The sequence below is a fragment of the Ruegeria sp. YKSE079 genome (assembly GCF_059612845.1).
Genome location: NZ_JBXWRJ010000003.1, coordinates 25343 through 49708 on the forward strand (window position 1 = coordinate 25343; position 24366 = coordinate 49708).

At 58.2% G+C, this 24366-nt stretch carries 24 protein-coding genes and 1 tRNA gene; 7 read left to right on the forward strand and 18 right to left on the reverse strand.

The window, feature by feature from the left end; translation table 11 throughout:
- Nucleotides 1-260 precede the first annotated feature (260 nt).
- The gene (locus tag AC2FMY_RS03385; protein ID WP_496745870.1) at nucleotides 261-935 is read left to right on the forward strand and encodes a LytTR family DNA-binding domain-containing protein; all 675 of its coding nucleotides are present in this window, start codon (nucleotides 261-263) and stop codon (nucleotides 933-935) included.
- On the opposite strand, the gene pdeM is transcribed toward AC2FMY_RS03385, so the two are convergent.
- Nucleotides 932-1594 (reverse strand): ligase-associated DNA damage response endonuclease PdeM, encoded by a 663-nt coding sequence (gene pdeM / locus AC2FMY_RS03390; protein ID WP_496745869.1) that lies wholly within the window; start codon nucleotides 1592-1594, stop codon nucleotides 932-934. The genes AC2FMY_RS03385 and pdeM overlap by 4 nt on opposite strands.
- Nucleotides 1595-1647: 53 nt before the next feature.
- The gene (locus tag AC2FMY_RS03395; RefSeq protein ID WP_496806985.1) at nucleotides 1648-4056 is read right to left on the reverse strand and encodes a ligase-associated DNA damage response DEXH box helicase; all 2409 of its coding nucleotides are present in this window, start codon (nucleotides 4054-4056) and stop codon (nucleotides 1648-1650) included.
- Nucleotides 4057-4266: 210 nt separating this feature from the next.
- Between AC2FMY_RS03395 and AC2FMY_RS03400 the strand changes: the two genes are divergently transcribed.
- Nucleotides 4267-4343 (forward strand) — tRNA-Met (locus AC2FMY_RS03400).
- A gap of 88 nt (nucleotides 4344-4431) precedes the next feature.
- Here AC2FMY_RS03400 and AC2FMY_RS03405 read toward each other — a convergent pair.
- The 6 genes from AC2FMY_RS03405 to AC2FMY_RS03430 all read right to left on the reverse strand — a co-directional run bounded on the left by AC2FMY_RS03405 (nucleotide 4432) and on the right by AC2FMY_RS03430 (nucleotide 12534).
- The gene (locus AC2FMY_RS03405) at nucleotides 4432-5235 is read right to left on the reverse strand and encodes a PaaX family transcriptional regulator C-terminal domain-containing protein (protein WP_480747990.1); all 804 of its coding nucleotides are present in this window, start codon (nucleotides 5233-5235) and stop codon (nucleotides 4432-4434) included.
- A 98-nt stretch (nucleotides 5236-5333) separates the two neighbouring features.
- Nucleotides 5334-7364: a phenylacetic acid degradation bifunctional protein PaaZ gene (gene paaZ, locus AC2FMY_RS03410; protein ID WP_496745866.1), complete on the reverse strand. Its 2031-nt coding sequence runs from the start codon at nucleotides 7362-7364 to the stop codon at nucleotides 5334-5336.
- Between the two features lie 134 nt (nucleotides 7365-7498).
- A complete protein-coding gene (locus AC2FMY_RS03415) occupies nucleotides 7499-8851 on the reverse strand; it encodes a TRAP transporter large permease (protein ID WP_480747988.1) in 1353 nt (450 codons plus the stop codon).
- Complete coding sequence (locus AC2FMY_RS03420; RefSeq protein ID WP_480747987.1) at nucleotides 8848-9354, reverse strand: TRAP transporter small permease; 507 nt, start codon at nucleotides 9352-9354, stop codon at nucleotides 8848-8850. Before AC2FMY_RS03420 ends, AC2FMY_RS03415 begins: the two co-directional genes overlap by 4 nt.
- Nucleotides 9355-9407: 53 nt before the next feature.
- Complete coding sequence (locus tag AC2FMY_RS03425; protein ID WP_496745864.1) at nucleotides 9408-10427, reverse strand: TRAP transporter substrate-binding protein; 1020 nt, start codon at nucleotides 10425-10427, stop codon at nucleotides 9408-9410.
- Between the two features lie 61 nt (nucleotides 10428-10488).
- Nucleotides 10489-12534 carry a 3-hydroxyacyl-CoA dehydrogenase NAD-binding domain-containing protein gene (locus tag AC2FMY_RS03430; RefSeq protein WP_496806986.1) on the reverse strand — a complete coding sequence of 682 codons (2046 nt, stop codon included), beginning with the start codon at nucleotides 12532-12534 and terminating at the stop codon, nucleotides 10489-10491.
- Between the two features lie 103 nt (nucleotides 12535-12637).
- Between AC2FMY_RS03430 and paaG the strand changes: the two genes are divergently transcribed.
- The 5 genes from paaG to AC2FMY_RS03455 all read left to right on the forward strand — a co-directional run bounded on the left by paaG (nucleotide 12638) and on the right by AC2FMY_RS03455 (nucleotide 16075).
- On the forward strand, nucleotides 12638-13423 hold the full coding sequence (gene paaG / locus AC2FMY_RS03435) for a 2-(1,2-epoxy-1,2-dihydrophenyl)acetyl-CoA isomerase PaaG (RefSeq protein ID WP_480747984.1): 786 nt from the start codon (nucleotides 12638-12640) through the stop codon (nucleotides 13421-13423).
- A gap of 2 nt (nucleotides 13424-13425) precedes the next feature.
- On the forward strand, nucleotides 13426-13854 hold the full coding sequence (paaI, locus tag AC2FMY_RS03440) for a hydroxyphenylacetyl-CoA thioesterase PaaI (protein ID WP_480747983.1): 429 nt from the start codon (nucleotides 13426-13428) through the stop codon (nucleotides 13852-13854).
- Nucleotides 13855-13869: 15 nt separating this feature from the next.
- Nucleotides 13870-15180 carry a phenylacetate--CoA ligase PaaK gene (paaK, locus tag AC2FMY_RS03445; protein ID WP_480747982.1) on the forward strand — a complete coding sequence of 437 codons (1311 nt, stop codon included), beginning with the start codon at nucleotides 13870-13872 and terminating at the stop codon, nucleotides 15178-15180.
- A 3-nt stretch (nucleotides 15181-15183) separates the two neighbouring features.
- Nucleotides 15184-15780 (forward strand): TetR/AcrR family transcriptional regulator, encoded by a 597-nt coding sequence (locus AC2FMY_RS03450; protein ID WP_480747981.1) that lies wholly within the window; start codon nucleotides 15184-15186, stop codon nucleotides 15778-15780.
- Nucleotides 15781-15862: 82 nt separating this feature from the next.
- A complete protein-coding gene (locus AC2FMY_RS03455; protein WP_480747980.1) occupies nucleotides 15863-16075 on the forward strand; it encodes a hypothetical protein in 213 nt (70 codons plus the stop codon).
- 59 nt (nucleotides 16076-16134) lie between these two features.
- Here the strand turns inward: AC2FMY_RS03455 and AC2FMY_RS03460 are convergent, their stop codons facing one another.
- The 10 genes from AC2FMY_RS03460 to AC2FMY_RS03505 all read right to left on the reverse strand — a co-directional run bounded on the left by AC2FMY_RS03460 (nucleotide 16135) and on the right by AC2FMY_RS03505 (nucleotide 24348).
- Nucleotides 16135-16893: a Phenylacetic acid catabolic protein gene (locus AC2FMY_RS03460; protein WP_496745858.1), complete on the reverse strand. Its 759-nt coding sequence runs from the start codon at nucleotides 16891-16893 to the stop codon at nucleotides 16135-16137.
- A 12-nt stretch (nucleotides 16894-16905) separates the two neighbouring features.
- The gene (gene paaE, locus AC2FMY_RS03465) at nucleotides 16906-17979 is read right to left on the reverse strand and encodes a 1,2-phenylacetyl-CoA epoxidase subunit PaaE (protein ID WP_480747978.1); all 1074 of its coding nucleotides are present in this window, start codon (nucleotides 17977-17979) and stop codon (nucleotides 16906-16908) included.
- A gap of 10 nt (nucleotides 17980-17989) precedes the next feature.
- Entirely contained in the window at nucleotides 17990-18451 is a 462-nt protein-coding gene (gene paaD / locus AC2FMY_RS03470; protein ID WP_480747977.1) for a 1,2-phenylacetyl-CoA epoxidase subunit PaaD, read from the reverse strand.
- A 6-nt stretch (nucleotides 18452-18457) separates the two neighbouring features.
- Entirely contained in the window at nucleotides 18458-19219 is a 762-nt protein-coding gene (gene paaC / locus AC2FMY_RS03475) for a 1,2-phenylacetyl-CoA epoxidase subunit PaaC (RefSeq protein WP_496806987.1), read from the reverse strand.
- The gene (gene paaB / locus AC2FMY_RS03480; protein WP_480747975.1) at nucleotides 19219-19503 is read right to left on the reverse strand and encodes a 1,2-phenylacetyl-CoA epoxidase subunit PaaB; all 285 of its coding nucleotides are present in this window, start codon (nucleotides 19501-19503) and stop codon (nucleotides 19219-19221) included. The genes paaC and paaB overlap by 1 nt, the downstream gene beginning before the upstream one ends.
- An 84-nt stretch (nucleotides 19504-19587) precedes the next feature.
- On the reverse strand, nucleotides 19588-20580 hold the full coding sequence (gene paaA / locus AC2FMY_RS03485) for a 1,2-phenylacetyl-CoA epoxidase subunit PaaA (protein ID WP_480747974.1): 993 nt from the start codon (nucleotides 20578-20580) through the stop codon (nucleotides 19588-19590).
- A gap of 15 nt (nucleotides 20581-20595) precedes the next feature.
- Nucleotides 20596-21798: a 3-oxoadipyl-CoA thiolase gene (gene pcaF / locus AC2FMY_RS03490; RefSeq protein WP_480747973.1), complete on the reverse strand. Its 1203-nt coding sequence runs from the start codon at nucleotides 21796-21798 to the stop codon at nucleotides 20596-20598.
- 195 nt (nucleotides 21799-21993) lie between these two features.
- On the reverse strand, nucleotides 21994-22386 hold the full coding sequence (locus AC2FMY_RS03495; protein ID WP_496806988.1) for a carboxymuconolactone decarboxylase family protein: 393 nt from the start codon (nucleotides 22384-22386) through the stop codon (nucleotides 21994-21996).
- Nucleotides 22379-23608, reverse strand: a complete 1230-nt coding sequence (locus AC2FMY_RS03500; protein WP_496806989.1) for a Coenzyme F420 hydrogenase/dehydrogenase, beta subunit C-terminal domain — start codon at nucleotides 23606-23608, stop codon at nucleotides 22379-22381. The genes AC2FMY_RS03495 and AC2FMY_RS03500 overlap by 8 nt, the downstream gene beginning before the upstream one ends.
- On the reverse strand, nucleotides 23608-24348 hold the full coding sequence (locus AC2FMY_RS03505) for a sulfotransferase-like domain-containing protein (protein ID WP_496806990.1): 741 nt from the start codon (nucleotides 24346-24348) through the stop codon (nucleotides 23608-23610). Before AC2FMY_RS03505 ends, AC2FMY_RS03500 begins: the two co-directional genes overlap by 1 nt.
- Between the last annotated feature and the right edge of the window lie 18 nt (nucleotides 24349-24366).

Genomic DNA, 24366 nt, shown 5'->3' on the forward strand with positions numbered 1-24366 from the left:
AGTTTGCTCGCCGCACCACAGATTCGAATGAAATCTCGAGAACCGCTGCTGACGCCCTGTCGGCGGCGGTATTCGTTTTCTCAGGATTGGATATTAAATTATTCACATCTGAATGATCTACGGTTATGGAACCTGCATATCCCCCAGCAGGTTGAAATCATTGAATTTGGGTGAACGAGAAGATGCTTCGGAGTGCATATCGGAAACTACGGCACGGCCTGTATGGCGTGGTCGTTCCCGCAATTGCCCTTGTTCTGGTCTTGGCCTTTTCCTTTGAGAATTTGGGTGGCGTCGATTTATCGATCTCCCGCAGGCTCGCTTTTTGGTTTGCATTGGTGGCGGCCTCGCTCATGATTGCACGCATTTCAATCCGATACGTCGAGAATGCGCGCGTTTTGTCCGGGCGGGCAATCAAAGATGTCGCTGTTGTCTTGATGTTCATGGTTTTATTTACGCCGTGGCTTTGGATTTCGGCCAGTTTGGTTTTTTCATATGCCGATGGCACTGATCCCATGTTTACAACAGTGACGAAATTCGGGGCTTTGTTCGCGATCGGCCTGGTGGTGGTGCGGCGCGGGCTTGTGGAAGCTCAGACTATGCCTGACGAAACCCCTGAACCTGCTAAGCCCAGATTGTATCGGCGTTTGCCAGAGGCGTTTGGCGGCGACATTCTTCGGCTGACGGCCACAGACCATTGTGTCGAGGTTGTCACGAGTGAGGGAACGCACACCATTAGAATCCGGTTCGGTGATGCCATCGATGAGATGGATCCGGTTCCGGGGTATTGTGCCCACCGATCTCATTGGGTCACCTCTGCTGCTATCCAGAGTTCGGAACGACGGAATGGCAAGATTGTATTGCGCTTGACGAACGGAGATCTGGTGCCGGTCGGCCGAAAATACCGCCCAAATCTGGAAGCAGCAGGAATCCTTTAGCGGGGCATTGGCACTGGTCTGGGTTGAGGGCCAGTGAGAATTGCGATTGCGTCCAGGGCAAAAAGCGAGGTCAAAGCGCTGGTGTCGCTGCCCAGCCCTCCAGTATAGGTGCCATATGCGGGCAGGATCAGGCGCACCGCATCCACAAGGAAAGCAGGCCTTGACACGCTTCGTCCACGGACACGAAGGGTGACTTTGGGATGAAAATGACCGGAAATCTCAGCCTTACTGCCAGAAGCCGCGATGTGTCGGAAGGTCAGTGGCCCGCATGCCCAATCGGACAGATGCGCACCGCCCATGTCGACGGGTCCAGGATCGTGGTTTCCTTCGATCCAGATCCAACGGCGGCCGGCTTGCAATGCCGCAATCTGCGCCCTTTCGGCTACCGGCATTTTTTCGGCTGCATCGAGGTCGTCGAAACTGTCTCCAAGGCAGACAACAGTGGACGCGCGAGACAGCGCAATATCGGCGGCAAGCCTGTCGACCGTATCCCGTGTTTCGTAAGGCGGCAAAAAAGCCCCGTAGCGGCGAGCAGCGCGTTCAGATTTTCCGAAATGAAGGTCTGAGACACAGAGCAATTTCTGTTCCGGCCACCATAGAGCACCGGACCCAAGGGCCACCAGTTTTTGCCCGAAAAATGAAAACTCAAACCCGTTCATGGTACGTTGCTATGCCTGACTGAAGTGAGTTTTCAACCCGAAATCGATCGCCCTCAAGGGGCGAGGCCCGCGTGCCGCAGAAGCATTTGACTTTCCTCGGCCAGCAGCCGCTCTTCGGCCTCGCCCCTAATTGCCACTTTCCCGACTTCCAGAAACAATGGAGCCGCCAGTGGAGAAATGTGGTTCAGGCGGATGAGATCAATCCTGCCGTCGACGCGTTCCAGCATCTCTTCGATCCGCGCGAAATCGACCAGTCCGCGCATGGCCTCCTCACGTGTGATCTGCAACAGCAAATGTTCGGGGTCATATTTGACCAAAGTGTCATAAAGGATATCTGATGAGAATGTGGCCTGCCGACCGGTCTTGCGTTGCCCCGCTATGTTGCGCTCGATCAGCCCTGCAATTGTTGCGCTGGTTCGAAATGTGCGTTTCATCAACTGATTGCCGGAGAACCATCGTTCCAAGCCGTTACGCAGCACCTCTACTTCAAGCAAAGATCGAGGATCGGAAACTTTATCCAATCCCCAGATCAGAGTTGCATAGTCGTTAGCGACAAAGCCAAGTGGCGCCAATCCCTGTTCCTCCATCTGCTTCGTCAACAGCAAGCCCAAGGTTTGTTGTCCGTTTCGACCGGCAAAACCAAAAACGCAGATATGTTCGCGCCCTTCGCTGGGAAAGCTTTCTATCAGCAGTCGACCTTGCCGGGGTAACTGCGAAACCTCGCGTTGCAGTGCCAGCCATTCGGCCGTGTGCGCGGGGAGTTGTGGCCAGTCGGGCTGCGCAAAGATGTCAAGAATGCGCGAACACAGTTGGGTGGATGTCGAGAATTTGCTTCCGGAAAACACTGCGATCTTTGGCTTTCGACTAGCCTGCCGGCTGACTTCGACGACCATTTCACGCAACCCCTCGTACCGCACGATCTGGCCGCCGATCAGAAATGTGTCACCGGGTGTCAGTGAGGCGGCAAAGCCTTCCTCCACTTCTCCCAACGGTTTTCCGCCTCTGTTTCGTTTCAGGCGGACCTTGAGCATGTCGGCGTCCTGAATCGTTCCGATGTTCATGCGTATCCGCTGTGCTGCGCGAGGGTCGCGCAGCTGCCACATACCGTTTGGTTGCTCCTGCAATCGCTGCCAACGGTCGTAAGCCTGTAAGGCGTAGCCGCCTGTCGCGCAGAAATCGAGACAGGCATCGAACTCTGTTCTACTCAAGTCGGAAAATGGCCCAGCTGCCGACATCTCGGTATAAAGCGCCTCGGAATCAAAGGGGCCCGATGCGGCTGCGATCAGAATATGCTGGCACAAGACATCGCGAGGACCACGGCCGCGTGGCTCGCCATCCAGATCGCGCGCTCGCACCGCCTCCAAAGCGGCAACGCATTCCACCACTTCAAAGCGGTTTGCGGGCACCAGCAACGCCTTGGAGGGTGCATTGTAGCGATGGTTCGCCCGTCCGATCCGTTGGACCAGCCGCTTGACGTTCTTGGGAGCGCCGATCTGGATCACCAGATCCACGTCGCCCCAATCGATCCCCAGATCCAATGAGCCAGTGCAGACGATGGCACGCAACTCTCCCCGCACCATCGCGGCTTCGACCCGTTCACGTTGTTGCCGGTCAAGGCTGCCGTGGTGTATTCCAATCGGTAGTCGGTCATCGTTCGCCAACCACAGATTGTGAAAGAAGATTTCGGCCTGCGCTCTCGTATTGTGAAAGATCAGCGTGGTCTTGTGTTTCCTGACCTGTTCCAGAACGGCAGGGATCGCATAAGCCGCTCCTCCGCCGGACCACGGCGGTGCCTGACCGATTTCAAGCATCGAAATATCCGGGTCCGGCCCCGGGTCGGCCAGAACGATTTCGCAAGGATTGGGGTGGTGGGCAAGATAGGACGCGATCGATTGCGGATCCTCGACCGTGGCTGACAGGCCCACACGGCGCAGGTTTGGGCGCATGGATTGAAGCCTGGCCAGCGCCAGCATCAATTGGTCCCCGCGCTTGCTTTCTGCCAAGGCATGGATTTCATCGACGATCACCCGTTCCAAACCAGCAAAAACTCTTGGTGCGTCCTCATATGACGTCAGCAGGGCCAAGCTTTCAGGGGTCGTCAGCAGGACATGCGGCGGATCGGCGCGCTGACGTTTCTTCTGCGTCGCCGAAGTGTCGCCGGTTCGGTCTTCGACACGGATCGGCAGGCCGATTTCGTCCACTGGCGCGCGCAAGTTCCGTTTTATGTCCGCAGCCAAAGCCTTGAGTGGCGAGACATAAAGCGTGTGCAGCCCATAATGTGACCCATCGGCTAGTTCCGCGAGAGTCGGCAGAAAGCCGGCCATGGTCTTGCCTCCGCCAGTGGGCGCGACGAGCAATGCTCCAGGTTTCGCGGCTTTCTCGAAGAGTGCGATCTGATGCGGATGGATCGCCCAACCTTTCGACCTGAACCAGTTCAAGATAGGAGCGGGAATCATTACCATAAGATCAGACTATCCCGCACGGCCAACCGACTGAAACAACAGTCTCAAATTCTCGCTAGCCAGTGGTGCGCAAGAGCACAGTGACTGCGGCGTTTGTGCGATCTGCACCAATCCCTTTCGCGTGTTTTCGAATTGTTGGAAACATTCTCGGGACACTACATTTCCCTCTTGACCCTTCTTGGCCCCTCCCTTAAATGCCCTCTCACTTGTGGCGGAGTAGCTCAGTTGGTTAGAGCAGCGGAATCATAATCCGCGTGTCGGGGGTTCAAGTCCCTCCTCCGCTACCAAATACCCTGAAAACATTGTACGCTTTCAGATGGCTTTGCTCGCGCAGAGCCGCCGACCCATGCCTTGTCATGCAATCTCAAGGCCGGATCAGACTGACGCATTGATCTGATCGAGTGACGGGCGTGGCAAAGTGTCCAGAAAACGAAACACGTCTCTTCGGCACGTGGTTCCAGACCAATCCGGCGGGAAGAAGACAGCGGGCAGTTCCGGGTGTCTAAGGACCACGCGGCGCCATCGATGCACGATCAGAGTTCGCAGGGTTGCGGCCTGTAACGGCGTGGGTCGCCAGTTCGCAGGGCGAGCCTCAAGCACAGTCCGAATGGAGTGTTGTAGGCTGTTGCACGCCTCTCGCAGGTCCGGAGGACAGAGGCGGTTTTGTAGCCAGACCGGTGCGGCGTGCGCCGAAACCTCAAAAACGGCCAGGTCTTCGCAATTCCTTGGAGCAGGGCCGGCGCCAAGCGCAACAGTTCGACCTAAGGCGGTATAGTCACTCGCCATCATCAGGTCATCCAGCGTGTGGACGCCAGGCCCATCTTCGGCGATCAACAGGTGCCATCGGTCTGGAATCTGAAGGTCGCGGGCGTAAATGCGCGGTGTGACCTGCGCCGATTGGGTTCTGCCAAATTCGCTGAGAAAGTGTTTGGATTCGCGCCCTGAGCGGACGCTTTCAATCCAGCCGTCCTTTCGAAGTCGATGCAATGCGACGCGTATAGCTTCGGGCTTGATACCCATCGGTTCGATGATCCGGCTTAGTGCGCCGCCAGAGATCCGTGCGTCGCGCTCCTGCGCCAAATCGCCGAAAAGGGACACGATAATGGACCAGACCCTCTGGTTCTGAGGGTCCGCCAATTCGGCTGCAGCATCTTCGAACCAGGTATTCCCATTCGTCATGAAGACAGATTAAACCTGTGCGACCGATAAGAAAATCCGATTATTTGTCGCCAAACAACGCGGGTCAGATTCGCGGGCAAGCGGGTCAGGCCCGCCGATCAATACGCGTTCATCGTAAGCAATTCGTATTCCGCCACCAACTCGTCATCCTGATTGGTCAGGGTGACATGCCAGCGTATTTCGCCATAATCGTCAGTGCGGCGGGTCTTTTTCTTGACAGTTAAGCGTACCTTTATGCTGTCGCCAGCGCTGACGGGTTTCATGAAGCGCAGACCGTCAAGCCCGGTATTGGCCAGAACCGGCCCTTCGTTCGGTTCCACGAACAGGCCGGCAGCAAAGGATAGCAGCAGATAGCCATGTGCCACGCGGCCGGGAAAGAAGGGGTTCCGACCAGCGGCTTCCTCGTCCATGTGGGCATAGAATGTATCACCGGTGAATTGCGCGAAATGTTCGATGTCGTCCATCGTGATGGTGCGCGATGGAGTGTGCAGAGTTTCGCCCAAGGCCAGTTCCCCGAACTTTCGGGTGAAGGGGTGGGCAGGCCCCTTGATTTCCGCTGCTCCGGGTACCCATTTCTCCCCAATGGTGGCCAGCATTTCGGGCGAACCCTGCACCGCGGTGCGCTGCATATAATGTTTCACACCGCGCACACCACCCATTTCCTCACCGCCGCCGGCGCGGCCGGGACCGCCATGAACCATGTGAGGCAGGGGAGAGCCGTGGCCGGTCGCTTCCTTCATCGAGTCCCGATTGTTTATGTAGATCCGTCCATGATAGGCTCCCGCGCCTAGCACGATGTCTCGGGCAACCTGCAGGTCGTGGGTGATGACAGACGTTACCAGCGAACCCTGACCGCGATTTGCGAGGGCGACCGCATGATCCAGATCACGATACCCCATGATCGTCGAGACAGGGCCAAAGGCTTCGGTGTCATGCACCCGGGCGGCGTTGTCAGGATCGGCGCAATGGTACAGCATCGGCGGCACAAACGCGCCCCTGGCCGCATCTGCCCCTACCACCTCGAATGCGTCGGGGTCGCCAAATACGCGCTCGGCTTCTTGACCAATGATCGCAGCCTTGGCCAGAACATCCGCTTTTTGCCCGTTCGATACCAACGCACCCATCCGTGTGCCTTCCAGCCGGGGATCTCCGATCACGGTTTTCGACAGTCGTGCGGAAAGAGAGTCGATCACGGCTTCAACTCGCGCTTGCGGTGCGATGATGCGGCGGATGGCAGTGCACTTTTGCCCCGCCTTGGTGGTCATCTCGCGCGCGACTTCCTTGACGAACAGGTCGAACTCGGTTGTGCCGGGTTCGGCGTCCGGCCCCAAAATCGAAGCGTTGAGGCTGTCCTGCTCGGCCACGAACCTCACGGAGCTTTCAAGAATAACGGGGTTCTGCCGCAGTTTCAGTGCGGTGTTGGCCGAGCCGGTGAAACTGATCACATCCTGACAGTCCAAACGATCCAGCGTGTCACCCAGACCGCCGGAAACCAGTTGCAACGCGCCTGCTGGCAGAATGCCACTGTCAAGCATGATCCGAACCGCCAGTTCGGTGACATAGCAGCTGTTTGTGGCGGGCTTTACGATGGCCGGAACGCCCGCCAACATGGTGGGGGCCAGCTTTTCCAGCATCCCCCAGACCGGGAAGTTGAAGGCGTTGATGTGAATGGCAACACCTTGTAGCGGGGTGCAGACGTGCTGGCCGAGAAAGGTGCCGTTGCGAGAAAGCTGTTCCACGTCGCCGTCAAGATAGACGTGCCCATCAGGCATCTCACGGCGGCCCTTGGAGGCGAAAACGAACATCGTGCCGATTCCGCCGTCGATATCGATCAGATGGTCGGACTGGGTCGCGCCAGTGTTGAAGCTCAACTCATACAGCTCCTGCTTTCGCGCGTTCAGAGCCTGCGCAAGAGCCTTGAGCATCTTGGCGCGCTCGTGGAACGTTATCTTTCGTAGGGCCGGGCCACCCTTGCTGCGGGCGTAGTCCAGCATTGCCTGCACATCCAGGGCCGAGTTTCCTGCAGTTGCGATTGGTTCACCAGTGATGGCCGAAGCGATGATGCGTGCGCCCGCACCGGGAGCCACCCAATCTCCGGCGGCAAAACTGGAAATCTGTTGCAAGCTCATGGGACTCTCCTGTTCCTGTCACGCGGCTACGGCGGCGTATTGATTACTATATAATTAACCGAACGATCGGTCAATAAATTGTTGTTTGTACCATACCCGAATGGCGTAGGCGAAAGCTCCGGCCAACGGAAATGTCAGTGACCTAGTGCGCCCATCTGCTGAGGCAGATACAGAACCACGATGGGGACCAGAACGATCAGGGCCAGACGAAAGATATCCGCCACCCAAAAAGGCGTCACGCCACGGAAAATCGTGCCGGTCGAGACGTCGCCGACAACCCCTTTCAGGATGAAAACGTTCAGTCCGACCGGTGGGGTGATCAGTGATATCTCGGTCACAACCACAACGACAATGCCAAACCAGATTGGATCATAACCCAGCGAAGTCACCAGGGGAAAAAAGATAGGCACGGTCAGCAACAACATCGATAGGGATTCAAACACGCAGCCCAGGATGATGTATATGCCCAGGATCATCAGGATCACGACGAAAGGCGATACGTCATAGGCAGTAACTAACCCTATGAGGGCTTCGGGAAGACCTGCGAGGTTGATGAAGTTTGAGAAGATCTGCGCACCGATCAGAACCGAAAACAGGGCCGCCGCTGTGAAGGTGGTTTCTTTCAACACCTCAAATGTGGAGCCGACGGTCAAACCGCCACGGAACAAGGCGATCAGAAATGCTCCTGCGGCCCCCATTCCCGCCGCTTCGGTCGGCGAAAAAGTCAGGTTCAGGGGGTGGAAGTCAAAGGCCCCGTACAAGCCGCCAATAACAAGGAAGAACAGCAGCAAGACAGCCCAGACAGACCCAAGCGCGCGGAGCCGTTCGCCCCAGCCGGCGCGTTCGCCTGCGGGGCCGGCCTCGGGGTTGCGCCACACGGTCCAACGCACGGCAAACAGGTAGAACAGGATGCCCAGAAGCCCCGGAATGATCCCTGCCATGAACAGTTTTCCTATCGAGGTTTCGGTCAGAAGCCCATAGATCACAAGGATGACCGAGGGCGGTATCAGGATGCCCAAGGTACCGCCCGCCGCGATGGAGGCGGTGCTCAATTCATCCGAATAACCATAGCGGCGCATCTGCGGCATGGCGACCTTGGACATGGTGGCTGCGGTGGCCAGTGATGATCCGCAGATGGCCGAAAAGCCACCACAGGCCGCAACGGTTGCCATGGCGATACCGCCGCGCATGTGGCCAAGAAAAGCATTGGACACTGCGTAGAGCTCGCGCGCCATTCCGCCCTTGTTCACGAAAAGACCCATGAGGATGAACAATGGAACCACAGAAAGACCATAGTCCTGGGCGGTGTCCGTGATCTGACGACCAACCATCGACATCGCGGCCTTGAGGCCGCGTTCGTCAAAGATCGAGCCGCCGCGCTCGTAAGCGAAGCCCAGCGTCCCGACCAAACCCATCGCGAAAACAATAGGCAGGCGCACGAGCACCAGAATCAGGACCAGTGCAAATCCGATCAGTGCTGCGGTCATTGGGTGTGCTCCGAGAGGTAGTGAGGTGCGAAGAAGTGCAGAAGGCCGGTAACGATCATCACAACTCCGGTGATTGCCACCGAGATCGTGATGAACCAGCCAACGATGTAGGTCGGAATGGCCAGGTATTCGGTCACATCCCCATAGTCGCGCGCGCGCTCGGCCAGAATCCAGACACGTTGCGCGGGCCAGTACATCATGATGCCGCTCGCCAGATAGATGATGCCATCACGTATGCGATCAAGCCGGAACCGGTGAAAAAAACTGTCTGTCAGATCCACGGCGATCTGGCCATTTGTTACCGAGATGATTGGCAACACGGAAAACACCAGAACAGCCATAAAGATGCGGGTAAGTTCAGTGGCGGCTTCGATGGGCGAATTGAACACCGAGCGCAGGATCACGTCGCAGAAGGTCATCACCATCAGGATGAACAGGGCGATGCTGGCCACTATCACCGGCAGGATGCTGGCTCGGCGCACAAGGTGAATAAGGGATGTCATGAATGGTCTCCCGGAGGTTCAGGGGCGGCCGACTGCCGCCCCCGGTGATGGGCTTAGTTGCCCGCCATTTCCGACTTGATCATGTCATAGGCGGCCTGCGCATCTACGCCGGTTGCGTCGACTTCGGCGATGACCTTTGCGCGGATGTCTTCGGCAATCGCCGCGAATTTCTCAAGGTCTGCATCCGAGGCAGCGTTGATTGCATTGCCCTCGGCAGCTTCGGTTTCCTCGCGGCCAATGGCGTCGATCTCATCCCAGATCTTGCCGATCTCGCGGCTCAGCGGCTCGCCGAACACCTTCTCTTCCAATACGGCCTGAATATCTTCAGGCAGATCTGCAAAAGTGTCTTCGTTCATGATGAAGGCGAAGGAACCACGGTAAAGTCCGCCGGGCATTTCATAGACGTTTTGCGCGACTTCGGTCAGCTTGAAACCTTTGCGGGATTCGAAGGGCATAACTACGCCATCGGCCGCTTTCGATGCAAGTGTTTCATAGACCTTTGGGGCTGGAACCTGAATGCCGGTCGCGCCTAACGCCGTACCGACATCGCCACCGACACCGCCGGGAATACGGACCTTGAGGCCCGAGAACTGGTCAAGGCCAGTCACGGACGAGTTGGAATGGAGTTGGGCGGGACCATGCGTGTGCAGGGCGATCACCTTGACGCCGCGATGCTCGTCTGCGGCCTTCAAGTACTTGTCATATGTGCGCCAATAGGCAACCGAAGCCGCCTCGGCCGAGCCTTCGTATCCGGGCAGTTCGATCAGCTTGGTGACGACGAACCGCCCCGGCTGATAACCGTGGAAAATGATCGAGGCATCGGCGGCGCCATCCTGGATCAGGTCCATCTGCGCGGGCGGTGGTGCGATGCCAAGCTTCAGCTCGGCGGTCACCTGGCCGTCGGTTGCCTCTTCGACCATCTCGACAAACTTGGGCCACATCATTGCGTTGATGCCGTGGGTCGGCGGCGCCCAGCTGGAAATGGTCAGCGTATAGTCCGCCGCCATCGCCACGGTGCCGCTTACCGCCAGCGCGGCCGAAGCCAACAGGGATGAGAGCTTGGTGAATTTCATGACTGGATTTCCTCCTCCAAAACGTGAGTCATAAATGCGTTAATGGTCCTTTTTGTAACCATCAACAGGTTAAGTTGTTCTGCATCGGATCGGCGAGTTGCCACGAATTCGGGCTTTCGATTTCGAGCTTTCGCATGATTGCGGCCATGTGTTCCGGGCCATTTTTCGCGGCCAGATGCATCGGCCCGCCGCGCCAGCGCGGAAAGCCGTAGCCGTGCAATTGAACCATATCCACGTCTTCCGGGCGTTCGGCGATTCCTTCCTGCACGATCAGCGCGCCCTCGTTGGCCAGCACAGCCAGAAGCCGATCTGCAATGTCTTTTGGGGTGAACTTTCGGCGAGTGATGCCACGCTGTGTTGAATTGGCTTCGATCAGGGTTTCAACCTCAGGGTCGCGTTGGGGGAAACGTGACCCATCGTCATATTTGTACCACCCTTCACCGGTTCTTTGGCCAAACCGCCCCATCTCGCAAAGCGTATCAGCGATGGTCTCATAGCGCTCACGCGGGTTACGGGCGGGGGCTTGCCGTTTCCGATTGGCCCAGGCGATTTGCAATCCCGTCAGATCCTGCAACTCGAATGGCCCCATCGGCAGGCCCTCCGCCCGCATGGCAGCGTCGACCTCGTGAGGCAGGGCACCATCGGCCAGCAGGTATTCAGCCTCGCGCCGGTATGCGGCAAGCATTCGGTTCCCGATGAAGCCGTCGCAGATATCAGCAAGGACCGCAATCTTGCGCAGTTTCTTGGCAAATGCAAAACCAGTTGCAAGTACCTCTGATGCGGTATCTGGCGTCTTGACGATTTCCAGCAGTTTCATCACATGCGCAGGGCTGAAGAAATGCAGCCCCAAACAGCGGGCCGGGTTGGCGACGCTGTCGAAGATCAGGGTCGGATCAAGGTAGGACGTATTGGTAGCCAGAATGGCGTCTTTCGACATCGCCATTGAGAGTTGCGAGAACACGCCGCGTTTTGTGTCGAGATCTTCGAACACTGCCTCTATCGCTAGATCGGCGTCGGCTGCATCGGTATAATCACTGGTCGTGTTCAGTTTCCCGAGCATTTCTTGATACTGTTCGGAACTGGTTTTCCCCCGTTTGACGCCCCCTTCGATCAGGGCGGATACGCGATCGCGGGCGGCCAGGGCAGCCTCTGTATCGCGCTCGATCAGGGTGACAAAATACCCGCCACTTAGGCAGGCAGTGGCGATACCAGCGCCCATCAAACCGCCGCCGACAATTGCGATCTGGTTCAGGTCACGTGGGGTAACGCCGTCGATCGCTTTGGGTTTGCTGACAATCCTTTCGGCAAAAAAAGCGTACCGAAGTGCACGGCTCTCATCGGATTGGCGAAGTCTGAGATGCAGCGCCCGTTCCTTAGGCTGACCTTCGGAAAAAGGCCGCGCGACCCACTGCAGCGCTTTCAGGTTCAGGACGGGTGACTTCTGCCCCTTGGCGGCTTTTGAAAGACTGGCGACGGTCGCCTCATAGGTGTCGCGATCCAATGTGTCGGATTTACGCAGGCTGACAATTTCGGGCCGGTTCTGAAGGGTTCGGGTGAACTCCACAGCAGCTTGACGCAGGTCTCCCGACACAATCTGGTCAATTCCGCCCAAAGCGAGCATCTCTTCCGCGTCAAATATTTTACCCCTGCACGCCATGTCGATCGCAGCCTGCATCCCGATCAGGCGCGGGGTGCGCTGGGTACCGCCTGCACCGGGGATGAGGCCGACATTAACTTCCGGCAAGCCAAACTTCGTGCCCTCTGAAGCGATACGCCATGCGCAGGCCATTGCTATCTCAAAGCCGCCTCCAAGGACGTTTCCGTGCATGACGGCGACAAATGGGGTTTTACTGTCCTCAAATAACTGGACTACATCGGGCAAATGCGGTTCCTCTGCAGGGCGATCGAATTCCGACATGTCGCCCCCGGCGATGAATGTGCGGCCCGCGCAGATCAAAATGGCCACGCGCGCGCCCTGCACGTCAGCAACCGCTTTCTTCAATCCCGCTCGAACGGCGGTCGAAGTGGCATTCACCGGCGGATTGTCAATTTCCACCCAAGCGATGTCACCTTTGCGTTCTACCGAGATCACCGGTTTGTCAGACATATCCTTGCCCCGATTGGCTGGGAATCGTTTCGTGAAGAATTTATTGACCAACCGTTCGGTTTATGCAAGAACATTGTTGAAATAATCGCAAAGCGAGCTGGTGATGACCGATACGATTCTTACCCAAAGCCATGGGAATTGGGTTGAAATCACTCTCAACCGTCCCGACAGGCTGAACAGTTTTACCGATGAGATGCACAATGCGCTTCGATCCGCATTGGAAACGTCGCGCGACGATGGTGCGCGTGCGATACTGTTGACTGGGGCGGGGCGCGGGTTTTGCGCAGGGCAGGATTTGGGGGATCGTGATCCTTCGAAAATGGATGGTCCTCCCGATCTCGGCAACACGGTTCGCACGTTCTATGCGCCGCTGGTCCGCCTGATCCGGGCGCTGGATTTTCCGGTCATCTGCGCGGTGAACGGGGTAGCCGCGGGGGCGGGTGCCAATATCGCGCTTGCCTGCGACATTGTTATGGCAGCTGAAAGTGCAAAATTCATCCAGTCGTTTTCTAAGGTCGGCCTGATCCCTGACACCGGCGGTTCTTGGCACCTACCTCGCCTGTTGGGCGAAGCTCGAGCTAAGGGGTTGGCGCTGACGGCGCAACCGTTACCGGCAAAGCAAGCCGAAGATTGGGGCTTGATCTGGAAGGCATTGCCGGACGATCAACTCATGACCGAAGCACGTGCAATGGCCGAGCAGTTCGCTAATGGTCCGACCCTTGGTCTGGGGTTGACAAAACAGTCGATCCAGGCCGCTGCGGTCAATACGTTGACGGACCATCTTGAGCTGGAAGCGGATGCCATGAAAACCTGCGGTGAAAGCGCCGATTATGCCGAGGGCGTCACAGCTTTCCTCGAAAAACGCGCGCCGAGATTTCAAGGTAGGTGAATATGACTCCCAAAGAACGCGCAGAAGAATCGGCAGCGATGATGTGGGCCGAAGATAATGCCTCGAAATGGGCAGGGATAGAAATCACTCATATCGATGAAGGTACCGCGACGGCGGAATTGACGGTCGAGGCGCATCACTGCAACGGGCACAAGATATGTCATGGTGGCGTGACGTTTCTGCTGGCGGACAGCGCGTTTGCGTTCGCCTGCAACAGCCGAAATCAGTCCACCGTCGCGCAGCACAACGTGATCAGCTACATCGCGCCGGGGCGATTGGGCGACCGGCTGACAGCTATCGCAACCGAAGTGAGCCTGACAGGGCGTAACGGAATTTATGACATCACTGTGACAAATCAGGACGGCCGAAAGATTGCGGAGTTTCGAGGTATGTCCCGCGCGATCAACGGCACTTTGTTTGACGAAGAGTAAGGCGAGGAGGATACCATGAAGGACCTGACCCCCAACAAGGCTGATCTGGACCCGATCGAGATTGCCTCGATCGATGAAATCCGTGCCCTGCAGCTGGACCGGTTGAAATGGTCCGTCCGCCACGCCTATGACAACGTGCCGATGTACAAGAATCGGTTCGACGAGGCCGGGGTGCATCCGGATGACCTGCAAAGCCTGAGCGACTTGGCCAAGTTCCCGTTCACATACAAGAACGATCTGCGCGACAACTATCCGTTTGGCCTGTTCGCCGTGCCGCGCGAACAAATCATCCGGTTGCACGCGTCATCGGGTACGACGGGCAAGCCGACCGTCGTGGGCTATACGCAGAATGACATCGACAACTGGGCAGATCTGGTGGCTCGGTCCTTGCGGGCCAGCGGTCTGCGTCGCGGTGACATGGTGCACAACGCTTACGGCTATGGCCTGTTCACAGGCGGTCTGGGCGCGCATTACGGGATCGAGCGTCTGGGAGCGACGGTGGTTCCGATGTCGGGCGGGCAGACCGAGAAACAGGTTGGCCTGATCACTGATTTCAAGCCCGACGGGATCATGGTGACGCCGTCCTATATGCTCAACATTCTCGAACAATACAGGAAGGTTGGCATGGATCCCCGCGAAAGCTCGCTGAAGGTGGGTGTGTTCGGGGCCGAACCTTGGACTGACGCGATGCGCAAAGAGGTTGAACAGGCCTTCGACATGCATGCGGTCGATATTTACGGCCTGTCCGAGATCATGGGTCCGGGAGTGGCGAATGAATGCGTAGAGACCAAGGACGGTCCCGTGATCTGGGAAGATCACTTCTTTCCAGAAATCATCAACCCCGAAACCGGCGAGGTTTGTGACGATGGCGAGATGGGAGAACTGGTGTTCACAACGCTGACCAAGGAAGGTCTGCCGATGATCCGCTATCGCACCCGCGATCTGACCCGGCTTTTGCCGGGGACCGCACGGTCGATGCGGCGGATGGAAAAGATCACCGGTCGCTCCGACGACATGATCATTCTACGCGGGGTCAACGTGTTCCCCAGCCAGGTCGAAGAACAGGTGATGGCCACCGGCGGGATCTCTCCGCATTACCAGATCGAGCTTTACAAGGCCGGTCGCATGGACGCGATGCGCGTTTTTGTCGAAGCGTTGCCCGGGGCTGCGGACGAGTTGAGCAAGACCGCCGCCGCCCGCATGCTGACCAAGCGGATCAAGGACATTGTTGGCGTTTCCACCGAGATTATTGTAGGGGAACCCGGTGATGTCGAACGCTCTCAGGGCAAGGCCAAGCGCGTTGTCGACAACCGCGACAAGGAGTGAGGTTTGGCCCGTACAATAGCGAAAGACCACGATCAGAAGCGCGAGCAGATCTTGAAATCTGCCGCGCGTGTCTTTGCGCGCGAAGGATTCGACCGCGCTTCGATGACCCAGCTTGCGCGCGAATGCGGAATATCTAAGGCGAATATCTATCACTACTACGACAGCAAGGATGCGATCCTGTTCGACATTCTTGAGACCTACCTGCGCGAGTTGCGCGACCTGATCTGCGGGATCGAGTTGGACGGGTTGAGCAAACCGGATCGGCTGCACAGGGTGGTTCGTGAAATACTGCTGGCCTATCAGGGCGTCGATGACGAGCACAGGGTTCAGACCAGCGGAATGTCAGCCTTGCCCATCGAGCAGCAGAAGTTGCTGCGCGGCTATCAGCGCGACATGATTGTCTTCGTGAGCAACATCATCAGTGACATCGCGCCTGAAGTTTTCAATGGCGATCCGGGCAAGCTGCGGTCTGCGACGATGTCTGTGTTTGGCATGCTGAACTGGTACTACATGTGGAACTCGGGTGCGGATAGCTCCGCTCGGGAAGATTATGCGCACATGGTCAGCACGCTGACTCTGCATGGCTTGCAGGGCCTCTGATACATCACATTGGTATGAACAGCGCCTAAAGAGGTTTGGGTTTTGGCGCGTTTCCTGCTTTGTTCGGGGCAGGAGAAACACCATGCAGAAACCGGAAAGCTTCGAAAAATTCTATTTCGCCAAAGTCGGAATGGGAGAGGCCTGCGGTTGCGCCGAACGCATAATCGATGTCTACGAGTTCAACCGTCAGGGTGGAACCGCGCTGAAGCCAGAGCGTCTTGCGGCACGGCGCAAACGCTGGTCATTCAGATCGTTCGCATTGAAATATGGCTTGATCGGTCGACCGGCCAAGTAACCGCGGCGGTGCCCAAGAACGCGGGGTGGCCGGCGGGTTTGCCGCCGACCGAATTGTTATCAGGGGCGGTTGAGGCCAAGCGTTTCAAGGATGCTCGCCGCCTCGGCTTCCCAACGCGTACGCAGTTCCGCGTTAGTGGATTTGCGCAAACCCATATCCTTTAGGCTGCTGGCTTTCTGAGAGGTGCCAGTACCAAAGCTGGCTGCAACCCGAGGCCACCAATAGTCGGCCGATGCCTGCATCTCCGAGGCGTGGCCGTCTTCGATCAGTTTCACCGCGCCTTCCATCGCCAGTTCACCATGATGCGCCTCGATGGGTGCGATCACGCGGAACGCTTCGGCCAGTGGCTGATACGAGATCAGCGAAAACTCGGCAAGCTGAACGGCCACCGCGCGGCTCATCAGCAGGTTCATCATCACGGCGTCCACCCAGCCTTCGATGGGATAGTTGAACACAGCCAGACGCATGTCGTGCTCGGACCGTGTTGCACCGATGTCTGCTGCCCGGTCCAGCCGCGCCGTCCATGGGTGATGGTTGGCATAGCGCTCGGCATCGGCCCCGAACTCGCCCATGATCCGCAAGACACGGTCGGCATTGTCGGTCTTTTCCAGAACGATCTTTGCAGCCGCAATCCGTTCCTTGATCCCCGGTCCCCGGTTTATCACGTCGGCAAAACCTGCAGCCCCCGCCAGTTCGCTGTCCACGAATGTCGCCATCAGTTTCATCAACTCAGCGCGGTAGCGTGGCGGCACGTTGGTCGGGTTGGTCAGCACTCCGCCAGCCGCGAGATAGCTTTCAATCGTCATGTCTTCGGCCATTGTCTCTCTCCCTCACTGGTCATAGTCGACGACGACGCTGTCTGTCAGCGGATAGGCCTGGCAACTCAGAACATACCCTTTCTCGACTTCGTAATCTTCGAGCGCGTGGTTTGCGATCATCTCGACCTCGCCTTCGATCACGCGGCAGCGGCAGGTCGAACAGACGCCGGCCTTGCAGGCATATGGCGCGTCCATCCGGTTTTCCAGTGCCGCGTCAAGGATCGACAGATCCTTGGGCATGGTGATGGTCTGGGTCGCGCCATCCAGCGTTATGGCGGCTTTGGTCTGGTTCGCGCTGGTTGCGGCCTCGGCGGAAACCACCTTGCGCCTGGCGCGACCGGGCTGGGCGCTGGCGAACAGTTCGAACTTGATCTGACCGTCGGTCAGCCCGTGCGCCCGCAGCGCGGCTGCGATGCCCAGCATCATCGGCTCGGGACCGCAGATATAAGCCATGTCGGTGTTTTCGATGTCGATCCAATGCTTGAACAGCTCGGCGCATTTCTCTTGCGTTACCAGGCCAGTGAACAGATCGATTTCCTGTGCGTCCGATTCGAGAATGTGGATCACATTCAGACGACCCATATAGAGGTTTTTGAGATCCTCCAGTTCTTCTCGAAACATAATCGTGTTCACACCCTTGTTGGCATAGACCAGCGTGAACTGCGATCTGGGTTCCCGCGCCAGAGTGGTCTTGAGAATTGACAACACCGGCGTGATGCCCGAGCCACCGGCAAAGCCGACATATTGCCTCTCGGCAGCGGCATCGAGTGGCGTAAAGAACCCGCCCATCGGAGGCATTGCCTGCAGCGTGTCGCCAACCTTCATTTCTTCATTGGCCCAGGTCGAAAACGCCCCACCATCGACGCGCTTGATGCCAACTTGAAGGATGCCTTCATCCTTGCCCGCACAGATCGAGTACGACCGGCGCAGTTCCTCGCCATCGAAATCCCGGCGGAAGGTCAGGTATTGGCCTTGGGTAAAATCGAACTCCTCCGCCGAGCCGTTCACCGGTTTCAGCGTTACCACGACAGCGTCGCGGATGGTCTTGTGGATGTCTGTGACTTCCAGATCGTGAAAGCGCGCCATCGGCTCCTCCTCAGATGCACTTGAAATAGTCAAAGGGTTCCAGGCAGTCTGTGCAGCGCCAATGCGCCTTGCACGGGGTCGAGCCGAACTGGCTGACCTTTTCCACCGCCTTGCTGCCGCAATGGGGACAGCGTTCCGGCCCGCCCGCCGGTTGCGGCGGGGCAATGCCATATTCTTCAAGCTTGGCACGACCCTTGTCGGTCAGCCAATCAGTTGTCCACGCGGGCGAAATTCTGGTTTGCAACCTGATTTTGTCGATGCCGTGGTCACGCAGGGTGGTTTCGATGTCCATGCTGATCACGGATGTCGCCGGGCAACCCGAGTAGGTGGGCGTCACGGAAACGGTCAGCGTGTCGCCGTCCCATTCAACATCGCGCACGATGCCCAGATCGACGACCGAGATCACCGGAATTTCAGGGTCGGGAACGGCATCAAGCCATTCCCACACCTGTTCTGTCGAGGCCCGCACCATCGGCCTTTACCAGCTTGCGCCGGGATAGGCGCGTTGCAGCCACTGCATCTCGGTCAGTAAGTGGCCCAAATGCTCGGTATGCATACGCCCGTCGCGTCCACCCTTTCGGGCAAAGCGGCTATCCGGGATTGTCAGGGTCGCTTCGCCCAATACGCGCTCAACCAGCGCATCGAATTCTTCGCGCAGGCTGGCGGGGTCGGGTGCAATACCCGCAGCTACCATCTCGGCATCCACGTCATCGCTGGCGAACATCTCGCCGACATAAGGCCAGAGGTAATCCAGCGCCTCCTGCATCCGGGCGTGACTTTCTTCGGTACCGTCGCCAAGACCGACAACCGTGTCGCCCGAGCGTTCGAGGTGATAGGCAACCTCTTTGCTAGCCTTTGCGGCGATTGCCGCGACACGTTCGTCCGACGATGTCATCAGACGGCCCAGAATGATCGAGTGCCACGCATCGAACAGGAACTGGCGCATCAGGGTGCGACCGAAATCACCGTTTGGCACCTCGACCATCAGGACATTTCGGAAGTCCCAGGCGTCGCGCAGAAAGGCCAGATTGTCGGCAGTCTTTCCCTCGCCCTGAATCTCGCCCGCAAGGCCCAGCCACATCTGGGTCTGGCCGATCAGGTCCAGCGCGGTATTGGCCAGCGCGATGTCTTCTTCCAGTACCGGTGCGTGGCCACACCACTCGCTGACGCGGTGGCCAAGGATCAGGGTATTGTCCCCCATCCTCAGCAGGAATTGCAGAAAGGCTTCGTCGCGGGTCATCACATCGCCCCCACTTCATCGGGGATGTCAAAGAAAGTCGGGTGGCGATAAATCTTCGATTCCGACGGCTCGAACAGCGGACCCTTGTCGCCGGGCGCAGTGGCGCTGATATGCCGAGCCTCGACCACCCAGATCGAAACGCCTTCGTTACGGCGAGTATAGACGTCGCGGGCGTTCTTGATTGCCATTTCTGCGTCCGGCGCGTGCAGGCTGCCTACGTGACGGTGGCTCATGCCGTGCTGGCCGCGAATGAAGATTTCCCACAGGGGCCATTCGTTTTTCATGATCAGTTCTCCTCCTGGCTGGGCGCGGGGTGTGAAACCGGTGGCTGAAAACCGGGCGCCTCGCGCTGCAGATCGTCCATTTCGTTACTCGGCTGCCACCTTGGCGGCAGCTTTCTTGCGGGCATGTGCCAGCAACCCATCGCGGACCCACTCGCCATCGTCCCAGGCCTTACGGCGCGCAGCCATGCGATCGACGTTGCAGGGGCCGTTGCCCTTGAGCACGTCGAAGAATTCGGACCAGTCGGGGTCAGAAAAATCGTAGTGGCCACGTTCTTCGTTCCACTTGATGTTCGAATCCGGCAGGTCGAGGCCCAGATATTCGATCTGGGGAACGGTCTGATCCACGAACTGTTGGCGCAACTCGTCGTTGGTCTTGACCTTGATCTTCCAGGCCATCGATTGCTCGGAATGCACCGACTCCTTGTCGGAGGGACCGAACATCATCAGTGCCGGGAACCACAGACGGTTGACCGCGTCCTGCGCCATCTTCTTTTGCTCGGGCGTACCAAAAGCCATCGCCATGATCGCGGAATACCCCTGACGCGCGTGAAAGCTCTCTTCCTTGCAGATGCGGACCATCGCGCGGCTGTAGGGGCCATAGGACGTACGCTGCAGCGCCACCTGATTGATGATCGCCGCGCCGTCGACAAGCCAGCCCACAGCGCCGATATCGGCCCAGTTCAGTGTGGGGTAATTAAAGATCGACGAGTATTTCATCCGACCCTCGTGCAGCAGTCGGATCAGTTCGTCCCGGCTTTCGCCCAGGGTCTCGGCGGCGGAGTAGAGGTAGAGGCCGTGGCCCGCCTCGTCCTGCACCTTGGCCAGCAGGATCGCCTTGCGCTCCAGCGTTGGCGCGCGGGTGATCCAGTTGCCTTCTGGCAACTGGCCCACGACCTCGGAATGAGCGTGCTGGCCAATCTGACGGATCAGAGTACGGCGGTAATCATCCGGCATCCAATCCCGCGGTTCGATCTTGATGTCGTTGTCGATCTTGTCCTGAAAGGCGCGTTCCTGTTCGGACATTTCCTCGCGCGATTTCACCCCTGACGAGGCGGTCTTGATCATCTGTGCATACATCTGGGCTCTCCTCCCTTACACACGTTCAAGGATCAGGGCCGCGCCCTGACCAACTCCGACGCACATGGTGCACAGCGCATAGCGCCCGCCGGTGCGTTTCAACTGATAGGCGGCGGTCATCACCAAACGCGCGCCTGACATGCCCAAAGGGTGACCGATTGCAATGGCCCCGCCGTTGGGATTGACATGGGGTGCGTCATCGGCCACGCCAAGCGCCCGCAAGGTGGCGAGACCTTGCGATGCAAAGGCTTCATTCAATTCTATCACATCCATCTGCTCGATGGTGAGTCCTGCGCGGGCCAAAATCTTACGGCTTGCAGGTACTGGGCCGATGCCCATGACACGCGGTTCCACACCCGCTACCGACATGCCGACGACACGCGCGATCGGGGTCAGTCCGTTCTTGGTCGCTGTGGCCTCGTTGGCCAGCAGGATCGCCGCGGCACCATCGTTGACACCCGAGGCGTTGCCAGCCGTTACCGTCTTGTCGGGGCCGTTGACGCCCTTGAGGCCGGACAGTTTTTCCGCGCTCGTACCGGGGCGGGGATGTTCGTCGGTATCCACAACGATCAGTTCACCCTTGCGCTGCGGAATGGTGACCGGGGTGATTTCCTCCCGGAACACCCCGGCCTCATGCGCCGCGGCCCAGCGGGCCTGGCTGCGTGCGGCAAATTCATCCTGATCTGCACGGCTGATCTGATAATCTTCGGCAACGTTGTCGGCGGTCTGCGGCATCGAGTCGGTTCCGTACATCTCGTGCATCTTCCGGTTCACGAACCGCCAGCCGATAGTGGTGTCGTAGACCGCGTTTGACCGGGTAAAGGCGCTGGTCGCCTTTGGCATGACGAATGGAGCGCGCGACATGCTTTCGACACCGCCGGCCACCGCCATGTCATAGTCGCCTGCCTTGATCGCACGGGCCGCCATGCCAACCGCGTCCATACCGCTGGCGCACAAGCGGTTGATCGTGGTGCCGGGTACATCGACAGGAAGCCCCGCCAGCAGCGCCGCCATGCGGGCGACGTTGCGATTGCTTTCACCGGCCTGGTTGGCATCGCCATAGATCACGTCATCAAGGCTGGCCCAATCCACCTGCGGGTTGCGCGCCTTCAGGGCTGCCAGTGGGATGGCGGCCAGATCGTCGGTGCGAACCTGGGACAGAGCGCCACCATAGCGCCCGATCGGGGTACGTTGAGCGTCGCAGATGAAAGCGTCCATGCGTCAGAAACTCCAGTCTTACGTAGGTCGTCATTAAGTGACCGCTTGGTCGGGTAATACGCCTGGAAATGATTCGCGGCAAGAGAAATGTAACGTGTTTACAGCTTTTTTGAGAATTCGGTAACATGTCAGTGGAAGCAAACAGAAAAGGCCTGCCTGACGGCAGGCCTTGTGAATCTTGGGTATTCCCTTGACTCAAGCCATTTCGGCTTCGCCCAGCACCTTGCGTGCCACGCGGAAACATTCCAAGGCCTGTGGGACACCACAGTATATGCCTACGATATGGATGATTGCCCGAATCTCGTCCCTGGTGACGCCGTTGTTGATCGCGCCTTTACAATGGATTTCCCATTCGTGCATCTTGCCCAAGGCTCCGATCATGGACAGGTTCATCATTGACCGGGTCTTGGCGTCGATGACATCGTCACCCCAGCCAAAGCCCCAGCACCACGCGGTCATAGCTTCCTGAAACGGGCGGGTGAAGTCATCTGCGGCGGCGAGGTTCTTTTCCACATACTCCGCGCCCAGCGTCGCTTTGCGTTGTTCCAACCCCTTCAGGAACAGGTCTTCGTCAAACATGTCATTCATTCGTCGTCTCCGTATTGTGCAACATGGTCTCGGCAAACCGGCCCGTGCGGGTGCGGTGTTCGGCACCATGTTCCTCGGCTTCACTCCCGGCGTCCAGAGTGTCGATGCGCAGGCCGGCGTGGCGATAGACCGGCACGTCGGCCTTGCTCATTCCGCGCAGACGGGCGGCAATCGCGTGTTTCTTACTGACTTGATGGGGTTGAAAGTTGTCGAAGTCGCGTGGTGTAAGGCGTTGATCTTTAACAAGATCACCATCCGTAATCGCAGCATCGAACAGGTCTTGTCCACGCTCGGTCCTGCAGATCACACCGTTGAAACCGGCATCCTCTCCGGTTGGAGACCCTCCGGGCCAGATATCGGCAGCAGCCAAGTCGGCTGCTTCGCCAATGGCGTCTGGGCACAGTTTGCAGCGGGTCTGAATGCCCCATCCGGCTTCGTCCGCCCACATATCCAGATAGGTTTTCTCGAACGCGCGTCCGTCCTTGGTTTCGATCCGGGTCGGCCCCGGATTGCCATAGCCGCGATAGCGGAACAGGGTCAGGTCGTCTTCGGTCAATCCGTATTCGTTCAGTAGGGTTTGGCTTTTTCTCAAATCCGAGGCGCCGCCGCAGACCATGACCAGCATCGCGACCAGCATTTTGTCAATTCTAGGGTCGGTTTTTACACGCTCCCGGATAGCACCCGCGTCACAAGGTTTTGCAATGATTGCAAATGGTTGCTGCCTGTCCAGTGCGATATTCAAGCCGGCCAGAGTGTCGCTGGGACCATAGCGGGAACCGGCGCGTGCGACGACGGCTTCGGGCGTCTCGCTGATTACCCATTTACTGCGCATCGGGGCGTCCGGGTCGGCGGCGCAATGCAGGATGAACCGGGCGCGTCCTGTTCGCAAAAGCCATGAACCAAGGGCGGTTAGTACACCCCCCGTGGCGGCGCGAAACCTTGTGTCAGGATTACCGGCCCATGCGCGGGTCATAGAGGTATAACCGCCCCAGATCGCGTCCTGATATGGCGCGTCAGAACCGTCTGCGCTGCAGGTTGCGCCGGGGCAGGCGGCGAGAATTTCATGATCTTTTTCAATATCTTCCGCCATCTGTACAGGTCGCAATCTGCCTTCTGGTGTCATCGTCATGACCCACCGTTCCGGTGCGATGGACTGGCACAGGCCGCAGCCGATGCAGAGGCCGGTTTCGACCACTTCGCGGATGGATTTTGGGTGTCGCATCAGGCGGTTAGCCGGTGATTGTACAAGTGGTCATAGTGCGGCTTCATCCGGCGATGCACCTGTTTGACCCGGTCGGGGGCGTCGTTGATGGAGATATGCTTGCGGGGTTGCGGTGTCAGGCCGGTGGACTTGGCCAGATTGCCGTGGAACGAGCCGCCGTCCCACCAGCTGTGAGCCGAGGGATCGCCGCCCGCCTTCCATGTCAGGGCTTTTTCGATGAATGGTATCCCCATGGAATTACAGAATTTTTCTGTAATCACATGTGGGTTTTCCAGCAGGTCGTCGCTGTCGATCACCGGGGGCGGGGCGCCGTTCAGGGCGGTCAGAAGATCGAACAGGGCGCGCTGTTCGGGAAATCCGACCTCGCCCTCGGCAAAGTCCGGCCATTGCTTGTACATTGAGGTGATCGTCTTGGCCGGGTCACGGATCAGGAAGGCGTGAGTGAAGTGCGAGAGAAACTCGGCATCCCACATGTGATTGATATAGTGAGGAAAATCCTTGATGAAAACCGGACCTTTGCGGGCGCGGCCCTGAACGTCTTCCCAGACGCTTTCGAGGGTCAGGCCCGGTGTCGTCTTGTCGCCGGGCTGGAAGCGGTGCCACAAAGGTTCGTCGCCCTGATACCATGCTTCGCCAAACGGTTCGTGCAGGCAATCCAGATCGCCGCGCTGGCGCATCATCCATTCAAAGGCGGTCGAGGTTGAGCGGGGGACGGCCCAGAGGGCAATTATTTTGTGCATTTTGTACCGGTTCCAAAG

What these genes read in the sequence shown, in the direction of transcription:
- pdeM (WP_496745869.1), bottom strand. Translation starts at nt 1,594, where the DNA reads ATGAACGGGTTTGAGTTTTCATTTTTCGGGCAAAAACTGGTGGCCCTT.
- AC2FMY_RS03395 (WP_496806985.1), bottom strand. Translation starts at nt 4,056, where the DNA reads ATGGTAATGATTCCCGCTCCTATCTTGAACTGGTTCAGGTCGAAAGGT.
- AC2FMY_RS03405 (WP_480747990.1), bottom strand. Translation starts at nt 5,235, where the DNA reads ATGACGAATGGGAATACCTGGTTCGAAGATGCTGCAGCCGAATTGGCG.
- paaZ (WP_496745866.1), bottom strand. Translation starts at nt 7,364, where the DNA reads ATGAGCTTGCAACAGATTTCCAGTTTTGCCGCCGGAGATTGGGTGGCT.
- AC2FMY_RS03415 (WP_480747988.1), bottom strand. Translation starts at nt 8,851, where the DNA reads ATGACCGCAGCACTGATCGGATTTGCACTGGTCCTGATTCTGGTGCTC.
- AC2FMY_RS03420 (WP_480747987.1), bottom strand. Translation starts at nt 9,354, where the DNA reads ATGACATCCCTTATTCACCTTGTGCGCCGAGCCAGCATCCTGCCGGTG.
- AC2FMY_RS03425 (WP_496745864.1), bottom strand. Translation starts at nt 10,427, where the DNA reads ATGAAATTCACCAAGCTCTCATCCCTGTTGGCTTCGGCCGCGCTGGCG.
- AC2FMY_RS03430 (WP_496806986.1), bottom strand. Translation starts at nt 12,534, where the DNA reads ATGTCTGACAAACCGGTGATCTCGGTAGAACGCAAAGGTGACATCGCT.
- paaG (WP_480747984.1), top strand. Translation starts at nt 12,638, where the DNA reads ATGACCGATACGATTCTTACCCAAAGCCATGGGAATTGGGTTGAAATC.
- paaI (WP_480747983.1), top strand. Translation starts at nt 13,426, where the DNA reads ATGACTCCCAAAGAACGCGCAGAAGAATCGGCAGCGATGATGTGGGCC.
- paaK (WP_480747982.1), top strand. Translation starts at nt 13,870, where the DNA reads ATGAAGGACCTGACCCCCAACAAGGCTGATCTGGACCCGATCGAGATT.
- AC2FMY_RS03455 (WP_480747980.1), top strand. Translation starts at nt 15,863, where the DNA reads ATGCAGAAACCGGAAAGCTTCGAAAAATTCTATTTCGCCAAAGTCGGA.
- AC2FMY_RS03460 (WP_496745858.1), bottom strand. Translation starts at nt 16,893, where the DNA reads ATGGCCGAAGACATGACGATTGAAAGCTATCTCGCGGCTGGCGGAGTG.
- paaE (WP_480747978.1), bottom strand. Translation starts at nt 17,979, where the DNA reads ATGGCGCGCTTTCACGATCTGGAAGTCACAGACATCCACAAGACCATC.
- paaD (WP_480747977.1), bottom strand. Translation starts at nt 18,451, where the DNA reads ATGGTGCGGGCCTCGACAGAACAGGTGTGGGAATGGCTTGATGCCGTT.
- paaC (WP_496806987.1), bottom strand. Translation starts at nt 19,219, where the DNA reads ATGACCCGCGACGAAGCCTTTCTGCAATTCCTGCTGAGGATGGGGGAC.
- paaB (WP_480747975.1), bottom strand. Translation starts at nt 19,503, where the DNA reads ATGAAAAACGAATGGCCCCTGTGGGAAATCTTCATTCGCGGCCAGCAC.
- paaA (WP_480747974.1), bottom strand. Translation starts at nt 20,580, where the DNA reads ATGTATGCACAGATGATCAAGACCGCCTCGTCAGGGGTGAAATCGCGC.
- pcaF (WP_480747973.1), bottom strand. Translation starts at nt 21,798, where the DNA reads ATGGACGCTTTCATCTGCGACGCTCAACGTACCCCGATCGGGCGCTAT.
- AC2FMY_RS03495 (WP_496806988.1), bottom strand. Translation starts at nt 22,386, where the DNA reads ATGAATGACATGTTTGACGAAGACCTGTTCCTGAAGGGGTTGGAACAA.
- AC2FMY_RS03500 (WP_496806989.1), bottom strand. Translation starts at nt 23,608, where the DNA reads ATGCGACACCCAAAATCCATCCGCGAAGTGGTCGAAACCGGCCTCTGC.
- AC2FMY_RS03505 (WP_496806990.1), bottom strand. Translation starts at nt 24,348, where the DNA reads ATGCACAAAATAATTGCCCTCTGGGCCGTCCCCCGCTCAACCTCGACC.